Source organism: Trichodesmium erythraeum IMS101 (genome assembly GCF_000014265.1).
GTDB lineage: Bacteria > Cyanobacteriota > Cyanobacteriia > Cyanobacteriales > Microcoleaceae > Trichodesmium > Trichodesmium erythraeum.
The window spans coordinates 6,217,907-6,236,464 of record NC_008312.1 but is presented as its reverse complement, the minus strand read 5'-3'; the positions used below and the strand labels follow the sequence as shown (position 1 = coordinate 6,236,464).

General features: G+C 33.7%; 13 protein-coding genes and 1 pseudogene. 6 read left to right on the top strand and 8 right to left on the bottom strand.

Annotated elements, in window-relative coordinates; translation table 11 throughout:
- Positions 1-112: 112 nt before the first annotated feature.
- Positions 113-1,810: an NAD-binding protein gene (locus TERY_RS19385; protein WP_011613380.1), complete on the bottom strand. Its 1,698-nt coding sequence runs from the start codon at positions 1,808-1,810 to the stop codon at positions 113-115.
- A gap of 659 nt (positions 1,811-2,469) precedes the next feature.
- Here TERY_RS19385 and thiL point away from each other — a divergent pair.
- Positions 2,470-3,495, top strand: a complete 1,026-nt coding sequence (thiL, locus tag TERY_RS19380; RefSeq protein ID WP_011613379.1) for a thiamine-phosphate kinase — start codon at positions 2,470-2,472, stop codon at positions 3,493-3,495.
- A 229-nt stretch (positions 3,496-3,724) separates the two neighbouring features.
- On the opposite strand, the gene TERY_RS19375 is transcribed toward thiL, so the two are convergent.
- Positions 3,725-4,744, bottom strand: a complete 1,020-nt coding sequence (locus TERY_RS19375; protein WP_011613378.1) for a type I glyceraldehyde-3-phosphate dehydrogenase — start codon at positions 4,742-4,744, stop codon at positions 3,725-3,727.
- A 2,819-nt stretch (positions 4,745-7,563) separates the two neighbouring features.
- Between TERY_RS19375 and murC the strand changes: the two genes are divergently transcribed.
- The 4 genes from murC to TERY_RS19355 all read left to right on the top strand — a co-directional run bounded on the left by murC (position 7,564) and on the right by TERY_RS19355 (position 12,601).
- Positions 7,564-9,183, top strand: a complete 1,620-nt coding sequence (murC, locus tag TERY_RS19370; protein WP_044136935.1) for a UDP-N-acetylmuramate--L-alanine ligase — start codon at positions 7,564-7,566, stop codon at positions 9,181-9,183.
- Between the two features lie 257 nt (positions 9,184-9,440).
- A complete protein-coding gene (murB, locus tag TERY_RS19365) occupies positions 9,441-10,388 on the top strand; it encodes a UDP-N-acetylmuramate dehydrogenase (protein ID WP_011613376.1) in 948 nt (315 codons plus the stop codon).
- Between the two features lie 734 nt (positions 10,389-11,122).
- Positions 11,123-11,479 (top strand): YbaB/EbfC family nucleoid-associated protein, encoded by a 357-nt coding sequence (locus tag TERY_RS19360; protein ID WP_044137850.1) that lies wholly within the window; start codon positions 11,123-11,125, stop codon positions 11,477-11,479.
- Between the two features lie 621 nt (positions 11,480-12,100).
- Positions 12,101-12,601 carry a low molecular weight protein-tyrosine-phosphatase gene (locus TERY_RS19355; protein ID WP_011613374.1) on the top strand — a complete coding sequence of 167 codons (501 nt, stop codon included), beginning with the start codon at positions 12,101-12,103 and terminating at the stop codon, positions 12,599-12,601.
- Positions 12,602-13,042: 441 nt separating this feature from the next.
- Here TERY_RS19355 and TERY_RS19350 read toward each other — a convergent pair whose 3' ends face one another.
- From TERY_RS19350 to TERY_RS19325, 6 genes and pseudogenes are all read right to left on the bottom strand, one after another.
- Positions 13,043-13,735 carry a response regulator gene (locus TERY_RS19350; RefSeq protein WP_011613373.1) on the bottom strand — a complete coding sequence of 231 codons (693 nt, stop codon included), beginning with the start codon at positions 13,733-13,735 and terminating at the stop codon, positions 13,043-13,045.
- A 579-nt stretch (positions 13,736-14,314) separates the two neighbouring features.
- Entirely contained in the window at positions 14,315-15,901 is a 1,587-nt protein-coding gene (locus TERY_RS19340) for a glucose-6-phosphate isomerase (protein ID WP_011613372.1), read from the bottom strand.
- Positions 15,902-15,954: 53 nt separating this feature from the next.
- Positions 15,955-16,212, bottom strand: coding sequence for a hypothetical protein (locus tag TERY_RS19335; RefSeq protein ID WP_011613371.1), 258 nt, complete (start codon positions 16,210-16,212; stop codon positions 15,955-15,957).
- A gap of 727 nt (positions 16,213-16,939) precedes the next feature.
- Positions 16,940-17,161 (bottom strand): hypothetical protein, encoded by a 222-nt coding sequence (locus TERY_RS19330; RefSeq protein ID WP_011613370.1) that lies wholly within the window; start codon positions 17,159-17,161, stop codon positions 16,940-16,942.
- Positions 17,162-17,377: 216 nt separating this feature from the next.
- Positions 17,378-17,488, bottom strand: a pseudogene (locus TERY_RS28755) (HNH endonuclease); the annotation flags it as partial.
- Positions 17,489-17,535: 47 nt separating this feature from the next.
- Positions 17,536-17,781 (bottom strand): HNH endonuclease, encoded by a 246-nt coding sequence (locus tag TERY_RS19325; RefSeq protein WP_011613369.1) that lies wholly within the window; start codon positions 17,779-17,781, stop codon positions 17,536-17,538.
- Positions 17,782-17,910: 129 nt separating this feature from the next.
- Here TERY_RS19325 and TERY_RS19320 point away from each other — a divergent pair, with 129 nt between their 5' ends.
- The gene (locus tag TERY_RS19320) at positions 17,911-18,216 is read left to right on the top strand and encodes a small RNA NsiR4-regulated ssr1528 family protein (RefSeq protein ID WP_044137849.1); all 306 of its coding nucleotides are present in this window, start codon (positions 17,911-17,913) and stop codon (positions 18,214-18,216) included.
- Positions 18,217-18,558: the final 342 nt, after the last annotated feature.

Genomic DNA, 18,558 nt, shown 5'->3' with positions numbered 1-18,558 from the left:
TCAGTTTTGAATCCAAGTAGTATAAAGAAAGATAATTACATATTATCATAGATAATATTAGATTATAACCAACAGTGATTAGCCCTAAAAATTTATTGATAGGGTTTTCTGTTTATTCAACTACATTACTCGTTAATTGTATACTCGCATTTCTCCACAGTTTGTCTAGTCTATTAGCTGGCATCGTTAAGTACAAAACATCACCTGAGTTCAGAGTCGCAGATAACAAATCCCAACCATGAATTTCTTTTCCGTTGCTTTCTATATACAAAGGTACAAAGTCAGCACTATGAGCCACATTTTTAGTAAGTTTACCACAAAAAGGATGTCCCGGTGTAATTAAAGTGGCTAATGCTACCCACAAACTATCTGCAGTAATTCCATTGCCAAGAATTCTACCACCAATAGCTGCTGCAGCAAAAGCAGGAGCTGCTAATTCTGTGGGACTAAGTACAGATTCAAATTCAAAGACTTGTTGTACCATGAGGGCTAAATGCGGATCTTGATTTCTCACTACAACTGATACTTTCGGCATCAGACCTTTGGCACTCAAAGCAATTTTCAAGTTAATAATATCATTACCAGTTACAGCTAATAGAGCTTCGGCTTTTTCAATATTGGCAACCTCTAAAGTCGAAGATAAACTTGCATCTCCCTCAATCACAGTAATTTTCATTGATCTGGCAATATTGAGAAATCGACACTTAGGATCGGGTTCTATTATTACTACTTCATAACCACTAGCAATAAGTTGCTTAGCAATATGTAAACCAATGCCACCAAACCCACAGATAATATAATGATTGCGTACAGGAATGCGGGCAGCATCCCAATATTCTTGCAAGCGAGTACCCAATACAAAGTCATTTAGAAGTGCATAGCAAATACCGACGATCGCTGTACCTACAAGCATCATTATTGAGGTAAATATTTTGATACTACCTGGTGCTTGTTCTGCTATTTTTTCATTTCCCCCTGCTCCTGTAATCATACCAACAGTAAAGTACAGAGAATCAACGAAACTATTATTCAGGTTAATACTAATATAAGTAATAGTACAAACTAAAACTGTTACTAAAAGAGCTAAGTTAAGGATGACTGCAGATTTACTATGTCGCTGAAATTGTCTAAGTCTACCAAATATTCTGAATAAGCTGTGAATTAAATTTTGTCTGCGATTTCGGATACTAGGTTTGCTAGCAATAATTACTCGATCGCCTACTTTTAACTCTCGCTCTTGTACTACTGCAGAGATTAGATCGATTGGATCTCCTACTGGTATGTAGTAAATTAACATCAAATCACGATCATCCCAAAGCGAAGTTAGCTTACGATCTACCCAAGGATGATTATGATCGATTAATTCTTCGTACATAGGCCAGGTCTGGTTGTACATCTGTAGCTGACCAATAGCATGATTTCCTAGTGCTGCAAAAGCAAACACTGGGGCTGCTAAAGCTGACACACTCATGCTTGTGTGGTCAGTCAAAGTATGATCTAAGCGATCGCCCAAACTTGTGTTAAACAAGCGATTAATAATCCGAATTTTAGGATTCAAAATCCTTGCTAACATTAAAACTCCCAAATTAACAGATTCATCTTTCCCTGTTAAAATCAGAGTATGAGCACTTTGAATACCTGCTGCTAATAAAGTAGATGCTGATCGAAAGTTGCCGATGATAATTTCTGAACCCTCTCCACGGAGTGGGCGCTCACTTATGCCAACAACTGTTGCACCCTGCTGTCTTAATAGACGGAATATTTTGTAACCGGTACGACCCAGGCCACAAACTATGATTCTAGGTTTCATAGATCAGGAAATTTATTAAAGTAATGTTAATAAGTCCTCTTTTATCTTCTACTGTAAACTATCATTAATTATTTAAACTAAAAAAAATGTAGCTTACTACACGATTTATCCCGTTGTATAGAGTGCAGGATAAATTGTAGTTTGAGAGGAAGAGGAAGTAAAAGATAGGATTTACTATTTATAGAAAGATTTATCCCTTGGTTTAGTAACAAGCTTAATACCCCGAAATTTTTCAATTTTTTCGACTTAGGTCAGGGAAAACTCCAAGTAGGATGAATGTTAATTTCATAATTTTTTGGCACTTTTCTCAATGTTTAGAACCACTTAAGCTAATTATAAATAAGGATTATATATTTATTTAGCCAGCCCTAATTATGGTCTAGGATCATACACCAGTATCTACCATAAATCTATTTTCAACTAAGGGTAAAAAACTGATTGTTAAATCTGACCCTTTTTTTTTAAGGGCTTAGATCAATAAGAGAGATTTTCGTGAAATTAACAAATTAATCAACTATTTATAAATAATAAAATTTTCTATTAATATCGTAGGTGCAAAAATTATTGATTTTTTACAGTATACTATAGCTCTCTATTAAACACTAAAATAGGAAGAAAGAAAAAAGAATAATCAGAAATATTAATTTAAATCAATTATCATGCTCAAAGTTAAAGATATTAGCGAACAAGAGCTTTTAAAAAAATTGCGCCATTTTTGTCCAGAAAATATTATTGGGGATGATGCCGCCATTTTGCCAACTCAACCCAACAAGTCATTAGTGGTGACAACTGATACACTTGTTGATGGAGTACATTTTAGTGATCGCACAACCTCTCCTGAAGATGTAGGTTGGCGTAGTGCTGCTGCTAACTTATCCGATATCGCAGCAATGGGAGCGTTTCCCATTGGAATTACGATCGCTCTTGGTTTGACTGTGGATACACCCATTGCTTGGTGCGAACAACTCTATCAAGGTATTTCTGAATGCTTGCAGCCATACAATACTCCTATAGTTGGTGGAGATATTGTGCGATCCCCAGTTTCTACGATCTCAATTACTGCTTTTGGACAAATAGATGGCGGATATACCATTCTTCGCTCAAATTGTCAACCAAAAAATGTAATTGTTGCCACTGGAGTTCATGGAGCATCAAGGGCTGGCTTAGAATTATTACTTTATCCAGAACTAGGTGAATCTCTCACAGAACTCGAACGTTCTGACCTAATTTTGGCTCACCAAAGACCTAAACCAAGGCTTGACATTTTAGATACTTTATGGGATTGTCTTTCCTTAAATAGTTTCAGTGCTACAAAAGGTAGCAAAAACTCTATTTTAGTAGGAGGAATGGATAGTAGTGATGGCCTGGCAGATGCAATTATTCAGATTTGTCAAGCATCCCAAATAGGGGCCAGGATAGAACGTAATCAAATTCCTATTCCTCACTCCTTGACTAAATTCGTCTCAGATGAACAAGCATTAAACTGGGCACTATATGGAGGAGAAGATTTCGAGTTAGTTTTGTGCCTTCCACCAAATTGTGGCCAAGAATTAGTAAAAAGGATTGGAGTCGGTGCAGCCATAGTGGGTACAACCACAAACAACACCGACATCTTATTAATAGATAGCCAAGGAATATACCCAAATGAGCAACTTACACTTAGCCAAGGATTTCAACATTTTTGAAAAAGTTATTTATTGTGATCTTCTCCTGCATTATAATCCAAACCTGATCATGGCTATTTTAATACTTGGAGTTTGATATTTCATTGTTAGAACTTATACACGGGAAACCCTGTTTATAAAATAAATCATTGTTTTTAACAATAAAAATCTACCAAAAAACTTGGTTTCCGGATTTGCCCCCGTAACTCCTGATTTTGTTAAAAGTTTAAAAAGTCAAAACTTAAAAACACTAGGCAGCCCAATTCTGTGCTACAACTTCAGCCAAGTCTACAACACGCTGACTGTAACCCCACTCATTATCATACCAAGCAATAACTTTTACCATATCCCCATCCATAACCATTGTCAGGCTAGCATCAACAATTGAAGAGCAATCATGGCCACGATAGTCGATAGAAACTAAAGGTAAATCACTGTATTCAATGATTCCCTTCATTGGCCCTTTAGCAGCCACCTCCATAACTTCATTTACCTGTTCAACAAATGTCTTTTTCTCAACTTGAGCAACCAAATCTACCACAGAAACGTTAGGAGTAGGAACACGCATCGCAATACCATTTAATTTACCTTTCATTTCTGGAATTACTAGAGCTACTGCTTTAGCTGCACCTGTAGAAGTTGGCACAATATTTACCGCCGCAGCCCTGGCTCTTCGTACATCTCTGTGGCTAGCATCCAAAATACGTTGGTCGCCTGTATAACTGTGAGTTGTAGTCATTGTACCTTTGATAATACCAAAGTTGTCATGGATGACCTTGACAATAGGAGCTAGACAATTAGTTGTACAGCTAGCATTACTGATAATATTGTAATCTTCATGCTTATAATCCTGATGATTAACACCTACTACAAAAGTACCAATTTGTCCACCCTTACCAGGAGCAGTAATTAAAACCTTTTTAGCTCCAGCCTGTAAATGCTTTGAAGCTCCTTCCTCAGTCACAAATACACCTGTAGATTCAATAATTAAGTCAATACCCCAGTCTGCCCATGGTAAATTTAAAGGATTACGGTCAGAAACACATTTAATTGTTTTACCATTGACTGTAATAGAATTTTCATCCGTACTAATATCTACATCTTTTAAAGTACCCAACATTGAGTCATACTTTAGCAGATGAGCATTGGTTTTGGGGTCAGAAGTATCATTAACAGCTACAAGATCGAGTTGACTATCTGTACGAGTAAGCAAGCAACGTAAAAAATTCCGTCCAATACGTCCAAAACCATTTATGGCAACTCTAATCACTTTTTACCTCCTAATAGTAGCTTATAAAATTGAAATTTTTAGACAGTCCCACATACTAATAAAAAAATTTTCAGTATAGGGTTTTCAATAAACTTATCCAGCTAAGTGGATATATTCCCAGTTAAAAGATTTAAGTCCCCGTAGATGCCCCACCGGTTACTTATTGATAGTTTCAAAAGTTTCAGATACAGCAGATTTAGGATAAATGAGGTACAAGGAGTTAGCAGTAACACTTTTGTGTTATGGGCATCAATATCGCCAAACATGTACATCATAAAAACAGAAAGTGCTGTATTTATTTCAGCTCTAAACTCTAAGAGGGCTTAACTCCACATTCCTTATTTTTCAAGAAGTTATATGAATTTTGCCCAGGAGAGCTTAAAAAAAAATTAACCTTGAGAATTATCATACAACAAAGTGGTAATCTAATATTCTTTTGTAGTTTTAATTATGATTCCAAGTAATTTATTAAAGCAAATATGCAGTTAACTTCAAGTTCTGTTGTACTAATTGTGGTATAAATCTTGACAAAGTTACTGTTTTATCTTAAATGGAGGTTATATATCCTCAAAGACTTAAACTACAATATTTTTCATATTAAACTTTTGGTTACGGTATACAGACAATAGACAATTTTGCTCCTACTCTATTAGTCAACTGTTTATTATCCAATTAACCAAAATGGAATAATGATTTATCCTCGCGACACTTAGATTTTCCCCAGGGCAAGCTCACCTAAAATTTTATTGACAAATAAATATTTTTATGATCTATTTGCAGTACAAGCTTTCTAAGGAATTATGAAGATCATAGAATTTTCATATTATCGGTTTTCGTGGCTTAACAATTGGAATGTATTTTTCTCACTAAATTAATCTCAAAAACTTTCAGGGCAATAGGTTCAGAAAAGATGCTATTTGTCAATGATTGTTAAGATGAGCTGAACCTGAGATTTTCCCAAAGTCCAAATAATTGTTCGGTAGAGACGGAATAGGTGATACAAGGCATTTAGTATTGACGCCCGCGATTTATATTTTAAGTTACTAATTCCTAAAAATAATGCGACAACTTGTTCAATACTTCAGTTATTAGGTAATAAATAATTAAAAGCAAAGTTTTTAAGGATTATAGAGCCAAACTACAGTAACTACTTATTACCGAATCTTACTTTCTATTCCCTACTGTCAAAAAAAATCGCAAGACTTTTGAGGTTTGGTATTATTAAGTGGAGAATTAGAAGAAGTAGATGTAGGAAAAAGATTGAAAAATACTCCAAAAAATACTATATTCTCATAGCTATAATATGGTTGAGTATAGGATTTATTTTTAGGATTTATTTTGCAGTTTCATAACATGAATTGCTCAATCAAGGTTTCAATAATTTGATAGTTTTGGTTTTATCTGAAGCTTATTTACCATTGCCATTTCTATTTTTCAATTAACCGATTTGGGTTATAAGCATTTATTCGGTGGTTTATGAGGTACATTAACAAAAAAAACAGTTTGGAAAATAGTTTTGAAGTAATTAGTTTTTAATAAAAAGAGTATCCTTAGCTTATATTATATCGACCATATTTGCTGTGATAGGTTTCAACCCAAGCAAAAAAAAATTGATGGTGAGCACCATAATTCTATGGGATTAAGCTCCCATGAATAAGATGATAAATTCATTATACTTACCCCAAATGAATTAAATTAATGCTTCAATTATTTTGAATTTGTGGGCTGCTAAATTATCCATTACTACTACTGCTATTTCCCATAGACTAGGCATCAAAAAAAGTTATATAAAAAAATATTTTTTTTTACCATATATAAACCCCATTAAGTGTTATTGATATTACCAATTTTGTGATACTAACTTATTCAATAAATATAACTTTTTTGCCTCTTGAAAATGGTGAATAATCATAATACTCTACTACTAGATTAAGAATGTGCATAAGTTTCAGAGTTGGCAGACATAAAACGTATTAAGCCCAATCAAACACCCACTTCATTCAAGAAGACTAAGTTTTTAGGCTTTACATTTTTCACTTTTTCCCAATTTTATACCTCAAAATTTTGACTATTTCAATGGCCGATTGGCTTCTGCGTATGGTTTTTTCTGGTAGGATTGCATTTTTTTAGTTTCGGCTCTCACCGATATAAAAAGCGACACATGATACTAGGGCTCAAAAATTGGTTATCTCACTATAACCAATATTCAAAGTATTCATTTAGGGTATAGTCTGAATATTTTTCTACCATCTCTATCAATTGAGTTCTGTGAGAATGTAATATACTTCTTAGTTTGCTACCTTGCTTTTTAAGGTGAACATTACCACCGAATGCTATTTTTGTTTCAATAGTTTTTGAACAAATATTTTATTCACATCAAATTGGGTTACTACGAAGGGGGATGCAAATCTGACATTGTTAGCTTATTTTTAACTATTTTTTTTCACGGAGATAAACTGAATAAGCTTTCATGCTTTGGATATTTTACTACTAAAATTAGTAGACCATATATACATAGAATAAGTTGTATAAGACTTTCAGAACTTTTATTTTATGTAATAAAACCATAAATATTTGTTATTTTGTGAAAAAATCCAGATAATGAATCCTCAAACAGTTTTTGAGATATGTCCGGAAAAACACGGGCCAATAAGTAAATATTTGATATCAAACAGATTAATCACAAGATTATAGAGACTATTCACAAAGGTAATCAATGTTTTGAATAAATTACTGCTAAACTCTATCTAAAAAAAAAAAATACTGCTATGATATCGCGTGTTAAGGGTGTGGTGTGTGTGGATTTTAAGGAGCAATTAATGAGTAAATATGTTGATTTAACTGGTAAACCATTTCATTTTATTGGTATTGGGGGCATCGGAATGTCTGCTCTTGCTTATATTTTAGCTAAACGCAAGTTGCCTACTTATGGCTCCGATATCAAATCAAGCCATATAACAAGACGCTTAGAAGCAATAGGAGCCCACATATTCTGGCACCAAGAAGCAAAAAATTTAGAGTTATTTCAGCAAACTACTGAAGAACAAAATTTATTTCTGTCAAACAATTCAAGCTTAAATTTATCTCAATTTACTCCTTGCATAAGTCTAGGAGAAGTAACAACAAAAAAACATAATGTCAAATTAGAAAATCACAAAGGAATTTCTCAACTACCACAAGTAGTTTGTTCAACAGCAATTAATACAACAAACTCTGAGTATAAGGCAGCAGTTGAACTTGGATGTCCAATTTTTCATCGCTCAGATTTATTGGCAGCCCTAATTCAGGATTATCAAAGTATAGCTGTAGCTGGTACCCATGGCAAAACTACAACTAGCAGCTTAATTGGGTTTATGCTTTTAGAGGCTGGTTTGGACCCCACCATTGTTATTGGTGGAGAAGTAGACGCCTGGGGAGGTAATGCTCGTTTGGGTAGAAGTCCTTATCTGGTGGCAGAAGCAGACGAGTCGGATGGCTCTTTAGTTAAATTATCTGCTCATATTGGTGTAGTGACCAATATTGAGTTAGACCATCCAGACCATTATGATAGTTTGGATCAAGTGGTAGAAATTTTCCAAGTTTTTAAAGAAAACTGCCAAAATCTAGTAGGTTGTATTGACTGCTCTACAGTTAGAGAAAAACTCCAGCCAACTATTAGTTATAGTATTAACTTCGAAAGTGACGCTCACTATAAAGTAGATTGTGTACATTACCAATCTAATGTTACCTTAGCTCGTGTTTGGGAAAAAGGCCAAATTTTGGGACAATTAAAGTTGAGGTTATTGGGTAAACATAATTTAAGTAATGCTTTGGCAGCAGTGGCAGTAGGTAGATTATTAGGTTTAGAATTTTCTACTATTACCTCGGCGATCGCTCTTTTTGAAGGTGCTCATCGTCGTTTTGAATATCGAGGAGAGTGCAATGGTATTGTATTTGTTGATGACTATGCTCATCATCCCAGTGAAATTAATGCAACTCTAGCAGCGGCTAACTTACAAAAAAATCAGGAATTAAGTCCCAAGCCTCATATATCAACAAAAAAATTAACACTCAAAACACAAAATAACTCATTGAAGATCGAAAGAGTTGTTGCTATATTCCAACCTCATCGTTATAGTCGTACTCAGGCTTTTATTTCTGAGTTTGCTCAATCTTTTAATGACGCTGACATGGTAATTGTTACCAATATCTACAGTGCAGGAGAATCATCTGAGGGTCAAATTAACAGCCAACAAGTAGCTGAAGCTATTTCTAGGTATCATCGACAAGTTTACTATCGATCATCTTTAGACTCAGTAAGTAAATTTTTGTACCAAGTTCTTAAACCAGGAGATTTGGCAATATTTCTAAGTGCGGGTAACCTAAATCAGATTATCCCAGAACTTATGGCACGTTATCAACAACCTCACTACCAGGTCAAGTCTTGTGAAATAGCCTAATGAAGAATATGAATTTGAGCCAAAGAAGCACTCAACACTCAGCATTCAGTTCATTTTTTTTGACATTTATAAGTTGGTTTCAACCACTTCTACATCATCCGGTTGGGGTTTGCAGGGATTTAAATCTCTAGCTCTAACGGCTAACTAATAGCTGTTTGCAAAATATTTCGGCACGGAAATGGTAAAAGCTGATAGGTAGTTAACTAACTTCAAAACAAACTCCTTAAATTACGATAATTCAAGCATTAGTTATCACCATGACTCTTTCTTATCACATAGCTAGTTCAGAAAAAATGCCACAAAGACAACCTATTCCCTTGTTAGGAAAAGACTGTGTAATTAAGTCTAATGTTCCTCTGGCACCTCTAACGTCTTTCCGCGTTGGAGGGCCTGCTGAATGGTATGTTACACCAAAAAGATTAGATCAACTACAAGCTAGTTTTCAGTTTGCTAACTATAAAGGATTACCAATAACTTTTCTAGGAGCAGGATCTAATATACTAGTCAGCGATAGTGGTTTATCTGGATTAGTTATTGGCAGCCGTTATCTCCGTCACATCTCCTTTGAACAAGAAACAGGTCTTCTTAGTGTAGGAGCAGGTGAGTTTTTGCCACGTCTTGCTTGGAAGGCAGCTAGAATGGGTTGGCAAGGTTTAGAATGGGCCGTTGGTATCCCTGGCACTGTTGGTGGTGCTGTGGTGATGAATGCTGGGGCACAAGGTAAATGTATGGCTGATGTATTAGTGAATGCCCATGTTATTTTACCTAATGGTGAGATAGATATTTTGTCTCCTCAAGATTTGGAATACAATTACCGCTATTCTAAATTGCAAGGTAAATCTATTTTGGTCGCTCAAGCTACATTTCAGTTACAACCGGGAGAAAAGCCTGCCTTAATAACGGCCATAACTTCTGAAAATTTTCAGAAGCGAAAAAGTACCCAGCCTTATCATTTACCTAGCTGTGGTAGTGTTTTTCGGAATCCTGGACCAAAGACTGCTGGTTGGTTAATTGAACAAGCTGGACTTAAGGGCTATCAAATAGGTATGGCCCAAGTTGCTCACCGCCATGCTAACTTTATTCTGAACTGTGGTGGAGCTACAGCTAACGAAATTTTACAGCTAATTTACCATGTTCAAGAACAGGTGGAAAAGCAATGGTCTTTGTTATTAAAACCAGAGGTAAAATTTGTGGGAGATTTTTAAGAAGTAGCAAGCTTATAATTACAATAAAGCATAGCTTTTGTTTGACAATAGTTGTATAATTTAGGACCACAAATAAACTACATAAAATCTATAAATTATCGCGGAAAAGATAATTTTTATGCTAATTGACTCAGTAAAAAAAAATAAATTACCATTGTTTTTTTATTTTTAAAAGTACCTAAAATTAGCAGCAGTTTCAGATTCCTCACCTTCTGAAACTATTGATTAATATATTTAAGGAAGTTGAAAAGCTGTAAATAGTTTGATTGTTTTAGGAGATATTCAATAAATTAGGACTGTAAATGTCGATTTATTAATTATAATTAAGTGCTAAAATATATATGCAGTGTTATGATTTTTATGATAAATACTATAATAATATGCTAGAGTAGTTTGGCATTGTCATCAACTCCTGATATAGCGCAAAATAAAATTAGATTTTATCTAAAATTATGTCATACGACCCCTACTAAACTAATGGTTGGAGGTTAACAGTGAGATGAATGGTAGTCATTTACAAGAAAACTTATGAAAAGGCCTGAGGGTCCATAGGGTATTAGAAAATACCTGTAGAAATGGGAAACAGGCTCTTTTACAAGTCTTGATACCATGAAGCAGGAAATCTTAAACTTATATTTTAATATTCTTCAATTTTACTGCATAGCGGTTAACTGAGGAATATGTCAATGGTAACTAAACAAATATCAGATAAAACTTATCATAGAAGATTAATTATGTCAGAAAACAAGGACAGCAAAGGTAAAGGTTTTGGCTTTGGCTTAGGTAAAATGAAAGAACTAACTGAAGCCTTTAAAAAAGCTCAAGAGGTTCAAGAAGGAGCCAAAAAACTTCAAGAAGAACTTGAACAATTAGAAGTTGAAGGATCAGCAGGTGAAGGTTTAGTGAAGGTTTTTATGAGTGGGAATCAACAACCAAAACGAGTAGAAATTTCTCCAGATGTATTGAAGGAAGATGCAAATCGAGTTAATCAACTGGTGACAGAAGCAATGCAGGATGCTTATAAGAAATCTACTACTACTATGCGGGAACGGATGGAAGAGTTGACAGGTGGCTTAAATCTACCAGGGTAGTCCTAGTTTAAATAGTAATAATGGCTAGGAAAGGTTTCAAGTTAGGTAGCTACAAAATATAATGAGTTAGTAGACTAACTGGAAAGCTGTATCCTAGTCTTTTTTTTGATTTATAAAAATAATATTCGTAACTTGTGGTTTTAGAGTTTAACTCAGAAGTCAGAACTCAAAAAGCGCGAAGTAAAATTTGCAGTATGGACAACATTTGGAAGTGGTGAGAATGTCCTAAAAATAACACTAATTAATGAGACGTAAAATTAAGAGTTAATTTTTCCCTCAAAATAAGGGGTCTATTGTTACCTTATTTACTATTTTATCTTGCCTGTTGTCTAAAAAATATAAGTTTATATTCAGGCTTTTTCTCAGAAAAAAATCGCTAATAGTAAATACTGTATATCCTAGTTTTTGCCACTATTTAATACTTACTTTTTCACTTTTTTACTATTGTCACAATTCCCTTAAGCCTCTTTTATTTTTAAGAGCACTCATTTTTTACCTCCCAAATCAAAACCCTATATATTGATGCAGTATTACTGTAAATTATCTTAGTTAATATAGATAGTATATTAGACTTAATTAAGTTTAATACCTAACTTATTCGTTCTTCTATTTGATTAATTTATGCCTCATAAACTACTATTTGTTTGTCTTGGTAATATCTGCCGTTCTCCCTCGGCAGAAAATATTATGAATCATATTATAGAAAAAGCTAATTTGAGCGAATTTATAGTTTGTGATTCTGCTGGTACAGGAGGTTATCATATAGGTAGCCCTCCTGATTCTAGAATGACTTATGCTGCTAAAATGAGAGGTATTAAACTCAAAGGTTCAGCACGTAAATTTCAAGAAAAAGATTTTAATAATTTTGATTTAATTCTCACAATGGATAAGGAAAATTATCGGGATGTACTTTCCTTAGATAAGGCTGGTAAATATAGAGATAAAGTGAAGTTAATGTGTGACTTTTGCAAAGATTTTGATGTTCAGGAAGTACCTGATCCTTACTATGGTGGTTCAGATGGATTTGATTATGTGATTGAAATACTTTTAGATGCTTGTGAAGGGCTATTAGATTATTTGATCAATCAAAATAAAATATTAATTAGTAATAAGAATGGCTGAATTCAAAATTATTTACCTGAAAATTTTTAATTAAATTCAACTTAATTAGGGCTTGCTGATTAACCATCAGAGGGTATCTTTAAATAAAGTTTAAGTATTGGTTTAGGTTGGGTTAAGTAATAATTTATAGTTAACACTGAATAATTTCTGTGATTTGCGCTAACACACCGAAAGGTGATATTTCAGTAGACCTTAAGATTGATTTTATAGATACTTTACCGGAAAATTAACTGATATTGGCTTTAGTCTTTTGGGGTCTAAAAAAACTGTCAGCTTTTCATTTGCTTGAAAAACCAAACTTTGCAGGGAGAATAATTTCAGAAAAATTAACGGATAATTCTTACTCTTACCTCCTCTTAATACCTATTTCGATCTATAGATTTTGCATGTAATGTCTTTACCTACTCCCTAAAATACTTTTTAAGTAAACCGTAGTTAAGATTAATTAGTAAAGTAATTTTCCATAGTAAAACGAACTAACTCAGCACGATTTTTAGTATCAGTTTTTCTCAATAAACCACTAACATATTTTTCAATAGTCCTTGGACTTAAATGCAGGCGATCGCCAATTTGAACATTAGAAAGACCATTAAGCAAAAGACTTAAAACTTGCTTTTCTCGACTCGTTAAACTAATCTGAGAATTGACAATAATTGACTGAGATATTGATTCTGAATCATCTGATCTTGATGGATTTTCTGTTACCAAAGATTGACTATTTATAGGTAAATAATTGGATCTAGGTGAGGCTTTGGCTATCAGAGCATATCGATCTAATAAAGAACGAACTACTGCTCCTAACTCTACTAATTCAAAAGGTTTTGGCAGATAAATATCACACCCCAACTGATAACCTTTGACTCTTTCCTGTGTACTTATATGAGCAGTTAGAAAAATCACAGGTAAGAGACGAAAACTTGGACGTGCCCGAACTCGTTTTACCAGTTCATAACCGTCCATTTTTGGCATAGCAATATCAGTAATAATAAGATGAGGCTCAGATTTTTCAACTATATCAAAAGCTTGTTGACCATCTTCAGCTTTGACAACTAAGTAACCAGATACCTCTAGGTAGTCACTGATACATAACCTAGTTCCTAAATCATCATCAACAACAAGAATTGTGAGGGGCATGGTTTTATGGGGGAGTCAAACAAGTGAATGTGTTTGAATAGAAAAATACTTAAATTATTAATAATAATAGAGTTGTCCCGAAATTTACCATTAAGCATTTCCGTACTGGAATGCTTTGCACACAGCTAATTAGCTCAAGAAAAAACTATTAGTTGTCAAGGGCTTCAATTTTATTAATGTCTTAACACTTTTTTATATTGTTGTTAAGATGAAAAAAATTGATCTAACTTTTCAGGTCAGTCTTATTAGGCCTGGTTTTATTATGGGAGAAGGTTGCCCTAGAAGGGCAAAGCTTCAATCCCATTTTTTCTGTTACTATAGAAATGCAATTAAGTTTGCTTTACAAAGAGGTAGGCCTTCAACACTCCTCTTCATGAAAGTTACTCAAACTTACTTAAATATTTAGATAGATTAAATGTCCACTTCAGTATTTTATCCTATCGTTAACAGACTTTCCTCAGAAAAGTTTTGATTATCCAAAGACTTTACTTTTAGACAAGCTATCGGCCATTGAATATTGTTTGAGATTAATACTCACATCATAATGGCTTCTTCTCAAGAGTTTAACCTTATTTACTTTTAATTATAACTTACCCCTAACTTATCTGGTTGGCCGACATTTCCGTGGAAAACAATACCTCGCTTGTTAGCTGCCAAATGACGCAAAATCTTGTAGATAGTTTCTATCTGATCACCAGCTCCTGCCTTTTCAGATAATTCTTCTAAAGATAGAGGAGATTTCTCTTGCTTGAGGATATTTATTACCTTGTGTTGTAATTCTAGCACTGCAGCTGCAGCTTTTTTGCCAGCTTCTACTCCTGGCTGGTGATAAGCATTAATATTAACCAGAGAGCCATAAAAACCAACAGCTCGCTCATAAAGGGCAATTAATGCTCCTAAATTATAAGGATTAACTTTGGGAATAGTGACTGTAATAGAATCTCGATCGTTTTCATAAAGCGCTTGTCTAGTACCTTGGATAAAACCAGATAAGTAGTCTCCAGAAGTTACCCCTGGTTCTACTTCAGGAGAAGTACCTTCACGATCTTCTAAAACTTCAATCAAAGTGACAAAGAAGTTAAGTACACCATCGCGCAACTGTTGTACATAAGCGTGTTGGTCTGTGGAACCTTTATTACCGTAAACTGCAATACCTTGGTTGACTACTTTGCCATCTAGGTCTTTTTCTTTACCTAAAGATTCCATAACTAACTGCTGTAGATAACGACTCAATAGCAATAGACTGTCTTTGTAGGGGATAACTACCATATCTTTTTCCCCGTGGCCCTTACCTGCAGCATACCAACTCAAGGCTAATAAAGCAGAAGGGTTCCCTTTTATTTCATGTGTACGAGTAACTTTATCCATTTCTTTGGCCCCGGCTAGCATTGCCCGGATATCAATTCCTTGCAGTGCTGCGGGTAGCAAACCAACGGAGGATAATTCTGAAGTACGTCCACCTACCCAGTCTGCCATGGGGATAATATCTATCCATCCTTCAGATTTAGCAATTTGGCCTAGTTTGCTACTAGGGGTAGTGGTGGCAACAGCTTGAGTGGCAAAGTTTAAGTTTTGAGATGCAAAGGCTGCTTTAACTTCTATCATACCATTACGAGGTTCTGGAGTCCCTCCAGATTTGGAGATGACTATAACTAGGGTGCTTTTGAGGCGATCGCTCAGTTTGTGGAGTACCCGGTCTATACCTGCTGGATCTGTGTTGTCAATGAAGTGTATTTCCATTGGTGGGTCATCAAGACCTAAAGCTTCGGCGACAAATTGGGGGCCTAAAGCTGAACCACCAATACCAATGGACAGAATATCTGTAAATTTGGGAGCAGATGATGGTTTAATTTCTCCACTATGGACTTTCTTCGCAAAAGTTTCTATTGCTTCTAGGGTTGTGGAAATTTCATTTTTAATTTCCTTAGTAGGAGCAATATCGAGGTCTCTCAACCAGTAGTGACCAACCATTCGATTTTCGTCTGGGTTAGCGATCTTACCTTCTTCTAATTTTTTCATCTCTTGGAAGGCTTTTTCAAATTTAGGTTTCATGATCTCGACAAAAGAGTCGTCAAATTTAATACGACTTATATCAACATAAAAACCTAATCCTTCGTGGTAGTAAAGCCAGTCAATATAGCGTTGCCAAAGTGCTTTTGATTCCATAAAAATTACTTTATTCAATATTTTTGCTCTTCTACTATCTGTAGTTTAGAAGACTAGATTTCTGGCTTTGGTAAAATACGGATAAATTTAACAATTTTACCTGTTACTTCTATGCCTATTAAATAATTTTCTACGGTAAATCTGTAGAAAATATTACTAGTTCCAATTTGTTTGAGTTCTGGCAATTCTTGTAAGTAATTTATTTTACTGAATTGAATGAAAACAAAATCATATACTTGCTGATAGGCACTAGATTCTATGATTTTAAGATCTTCAATAAAAGACCGACAATAACGCACTTCTAGGTTCACAACAATATTTTTTTTATATACCTTTTCTATTCTAGTTTAATAAATAGTGCTAATTTTTCCTTTAACTATTTTTATAAGAATTAAGTTATCAATTATTAGTTCTTAAATCATTGCCTAATAAGCATAAATTGGTATTGATAGTTTAATGACAGCTTCAAAAAAATACTGCTATATTAACTTTTTTTTTCTTTAGGTAAAACTAGTATTTTGTTATACAGAAAAATCAAATAAAAAAAATAGAATAAAAAGGAAGGGTTTTCCCTGTTTCCTAGTTTCTTATTCCTTTTTTTACTGTGACGACTTTTTTTGAATTTGATCTGCACTTCAAAAGTCATTACCAGACTTGCCTAATTTTATAGTGAAGATATACAGTATATAAAGATTTAGCTTATAAAAATATGTTATTAATTTTTTCTATCTGCTTCAATAGGTCGATATCTATAAAATAAATCTATTAGCTAAATCTATTAGGTAAATCTATTAGGTCTATTTAAAGCTTGTCTTATATTTCCAAAATTTACGGCAAATTACAGAGATTATTCAGCTTATCTATGCTATGAATTTACGCTTAACCAATTCTTAACCAGAATTTAATACTGTATTTACAGATATCCTCTAAGGATAATTTAAAATTAATTTTCAAAAAAAACAGACTTTGGCAAGGGATAGTCTATATTCATTATTTATGAAAAAGCTAAAAACTAACTACGAGTAGGTCAATATCTACCTAATCTTCTTTTTCAAAAAATAATATTTGTAAGGCTTCTTCTTTGGTAAATATATCTCCTGGTTTGTGACTTGTTTTAGATTTTTGAATGGCTGTCATAATAAAGCTATCATAATAAAGTATTTGCAAAGATTCCCAAGCTTTTTTTAATTCTAAATCAGACATTTTTTCAATTAAGGAATACATTTTTATCTTGATAAAACTGATAGTGTTTGATTTCACTTTATGTTTCTCCTCAATTTATTATAGGGTTTCTGCAGTTACTCAGGTACAGTTATTTTTATTCTTTTCTATTTCGTTTTCCACAATTACAAATCTGTGGGAACCTCAAATAAAAAAACTATACTTAAACAAATAAACGCCAGCAATTTTATACTTATAGGATTTGCTATATGTTATATTTACTGATAAATTAATTTTGTTTGATGGCAATTTTCTTTAATTACTAAAGTTTCGTTGAAAGCGGGGATCAAAATGATGTTTCTTTTTTTTATTGCATTTTTGACAGAGAGTTTGTAAATTACTAATATCATTACTGCCTCCTCTAGCTATGTTATATTTACTGATAAATTAATTTTGTTTGATGGCAATTTTCTTTAATTACTAAAGTTTCGTTGAAAGCGGGGATCAAAATGATGTTTCTTTTTTTTATTGCATTTTTGACAGAGAGTTTGTAAATTACTAATATCATTACTGCCTCCTCTAGCAAGGGGAATAATATGGTCTATACTAAGTTCTGTTTGGGTTGAACTTTTACCACAACTTTGGCAGTGGTAATTGTCCCGCTCAAACACATATTTTTTAACTGAACTAGGAATTTTTATCCGTGGTGTTTTATTCATAATTAATTTCCCAGAAAATTACTGATTTTAAATAATGTAATTATAGCGTTAATTTAGGTTTAATGGATTTAAAAAAAAAATACTCCAAGAGCCTATAAAATAATTATGTAAACTCAATAATTTATGGCTATGTCTTCGGAAATAAATTCTCTGCCTGCACCAACTACTGGAGCGGATGCAGTTGATGAGGCGATCGCTAAAGGAATAGATTTAGATGGCTCTCCTATTCCATCACCAAAACTCGAACTTTATCACAAGGTTATGGCATTAGAAGGTCAACGACAAAGGAGCGGGGTTAGTAATACAATGCGGTCTCGTATCGTCCGTATTGGGGCGAAGCATATTTCCCAAGATGAGTTAAATAATATGTTAAAAAATGCAGATTTTGCTCAATTGAAGGAAAAAGAAATTGCCTTTTATTATAGTGGGAAATAGAAATAGTTTCTAAGGTTGGAGTTTAGAAATCAAACCTGCTTGGTATCTAAACTCTTAAAACAACTAAACTCCTACAAAAAAAATATTCAAAAATTAAATTTTTGACATACTTAGACTATTAGAAAATATTTGTAATTATTGGCAGTTTCGATAAGAAATAATTGTTTTTATTATATATTAGTTTTACTGATTAAATTTTTCTCATAAATCATCGAGTGGAAATTGTGATTTACTATTTTTAGATGACTTTTTTCCTGTTTTTGAGAAACTTCTTCTTCATCAGGATAAAATTATACGGCAAGTTTGATTTTACCTTTTACCCAAAGGCATAAACTTAATTTG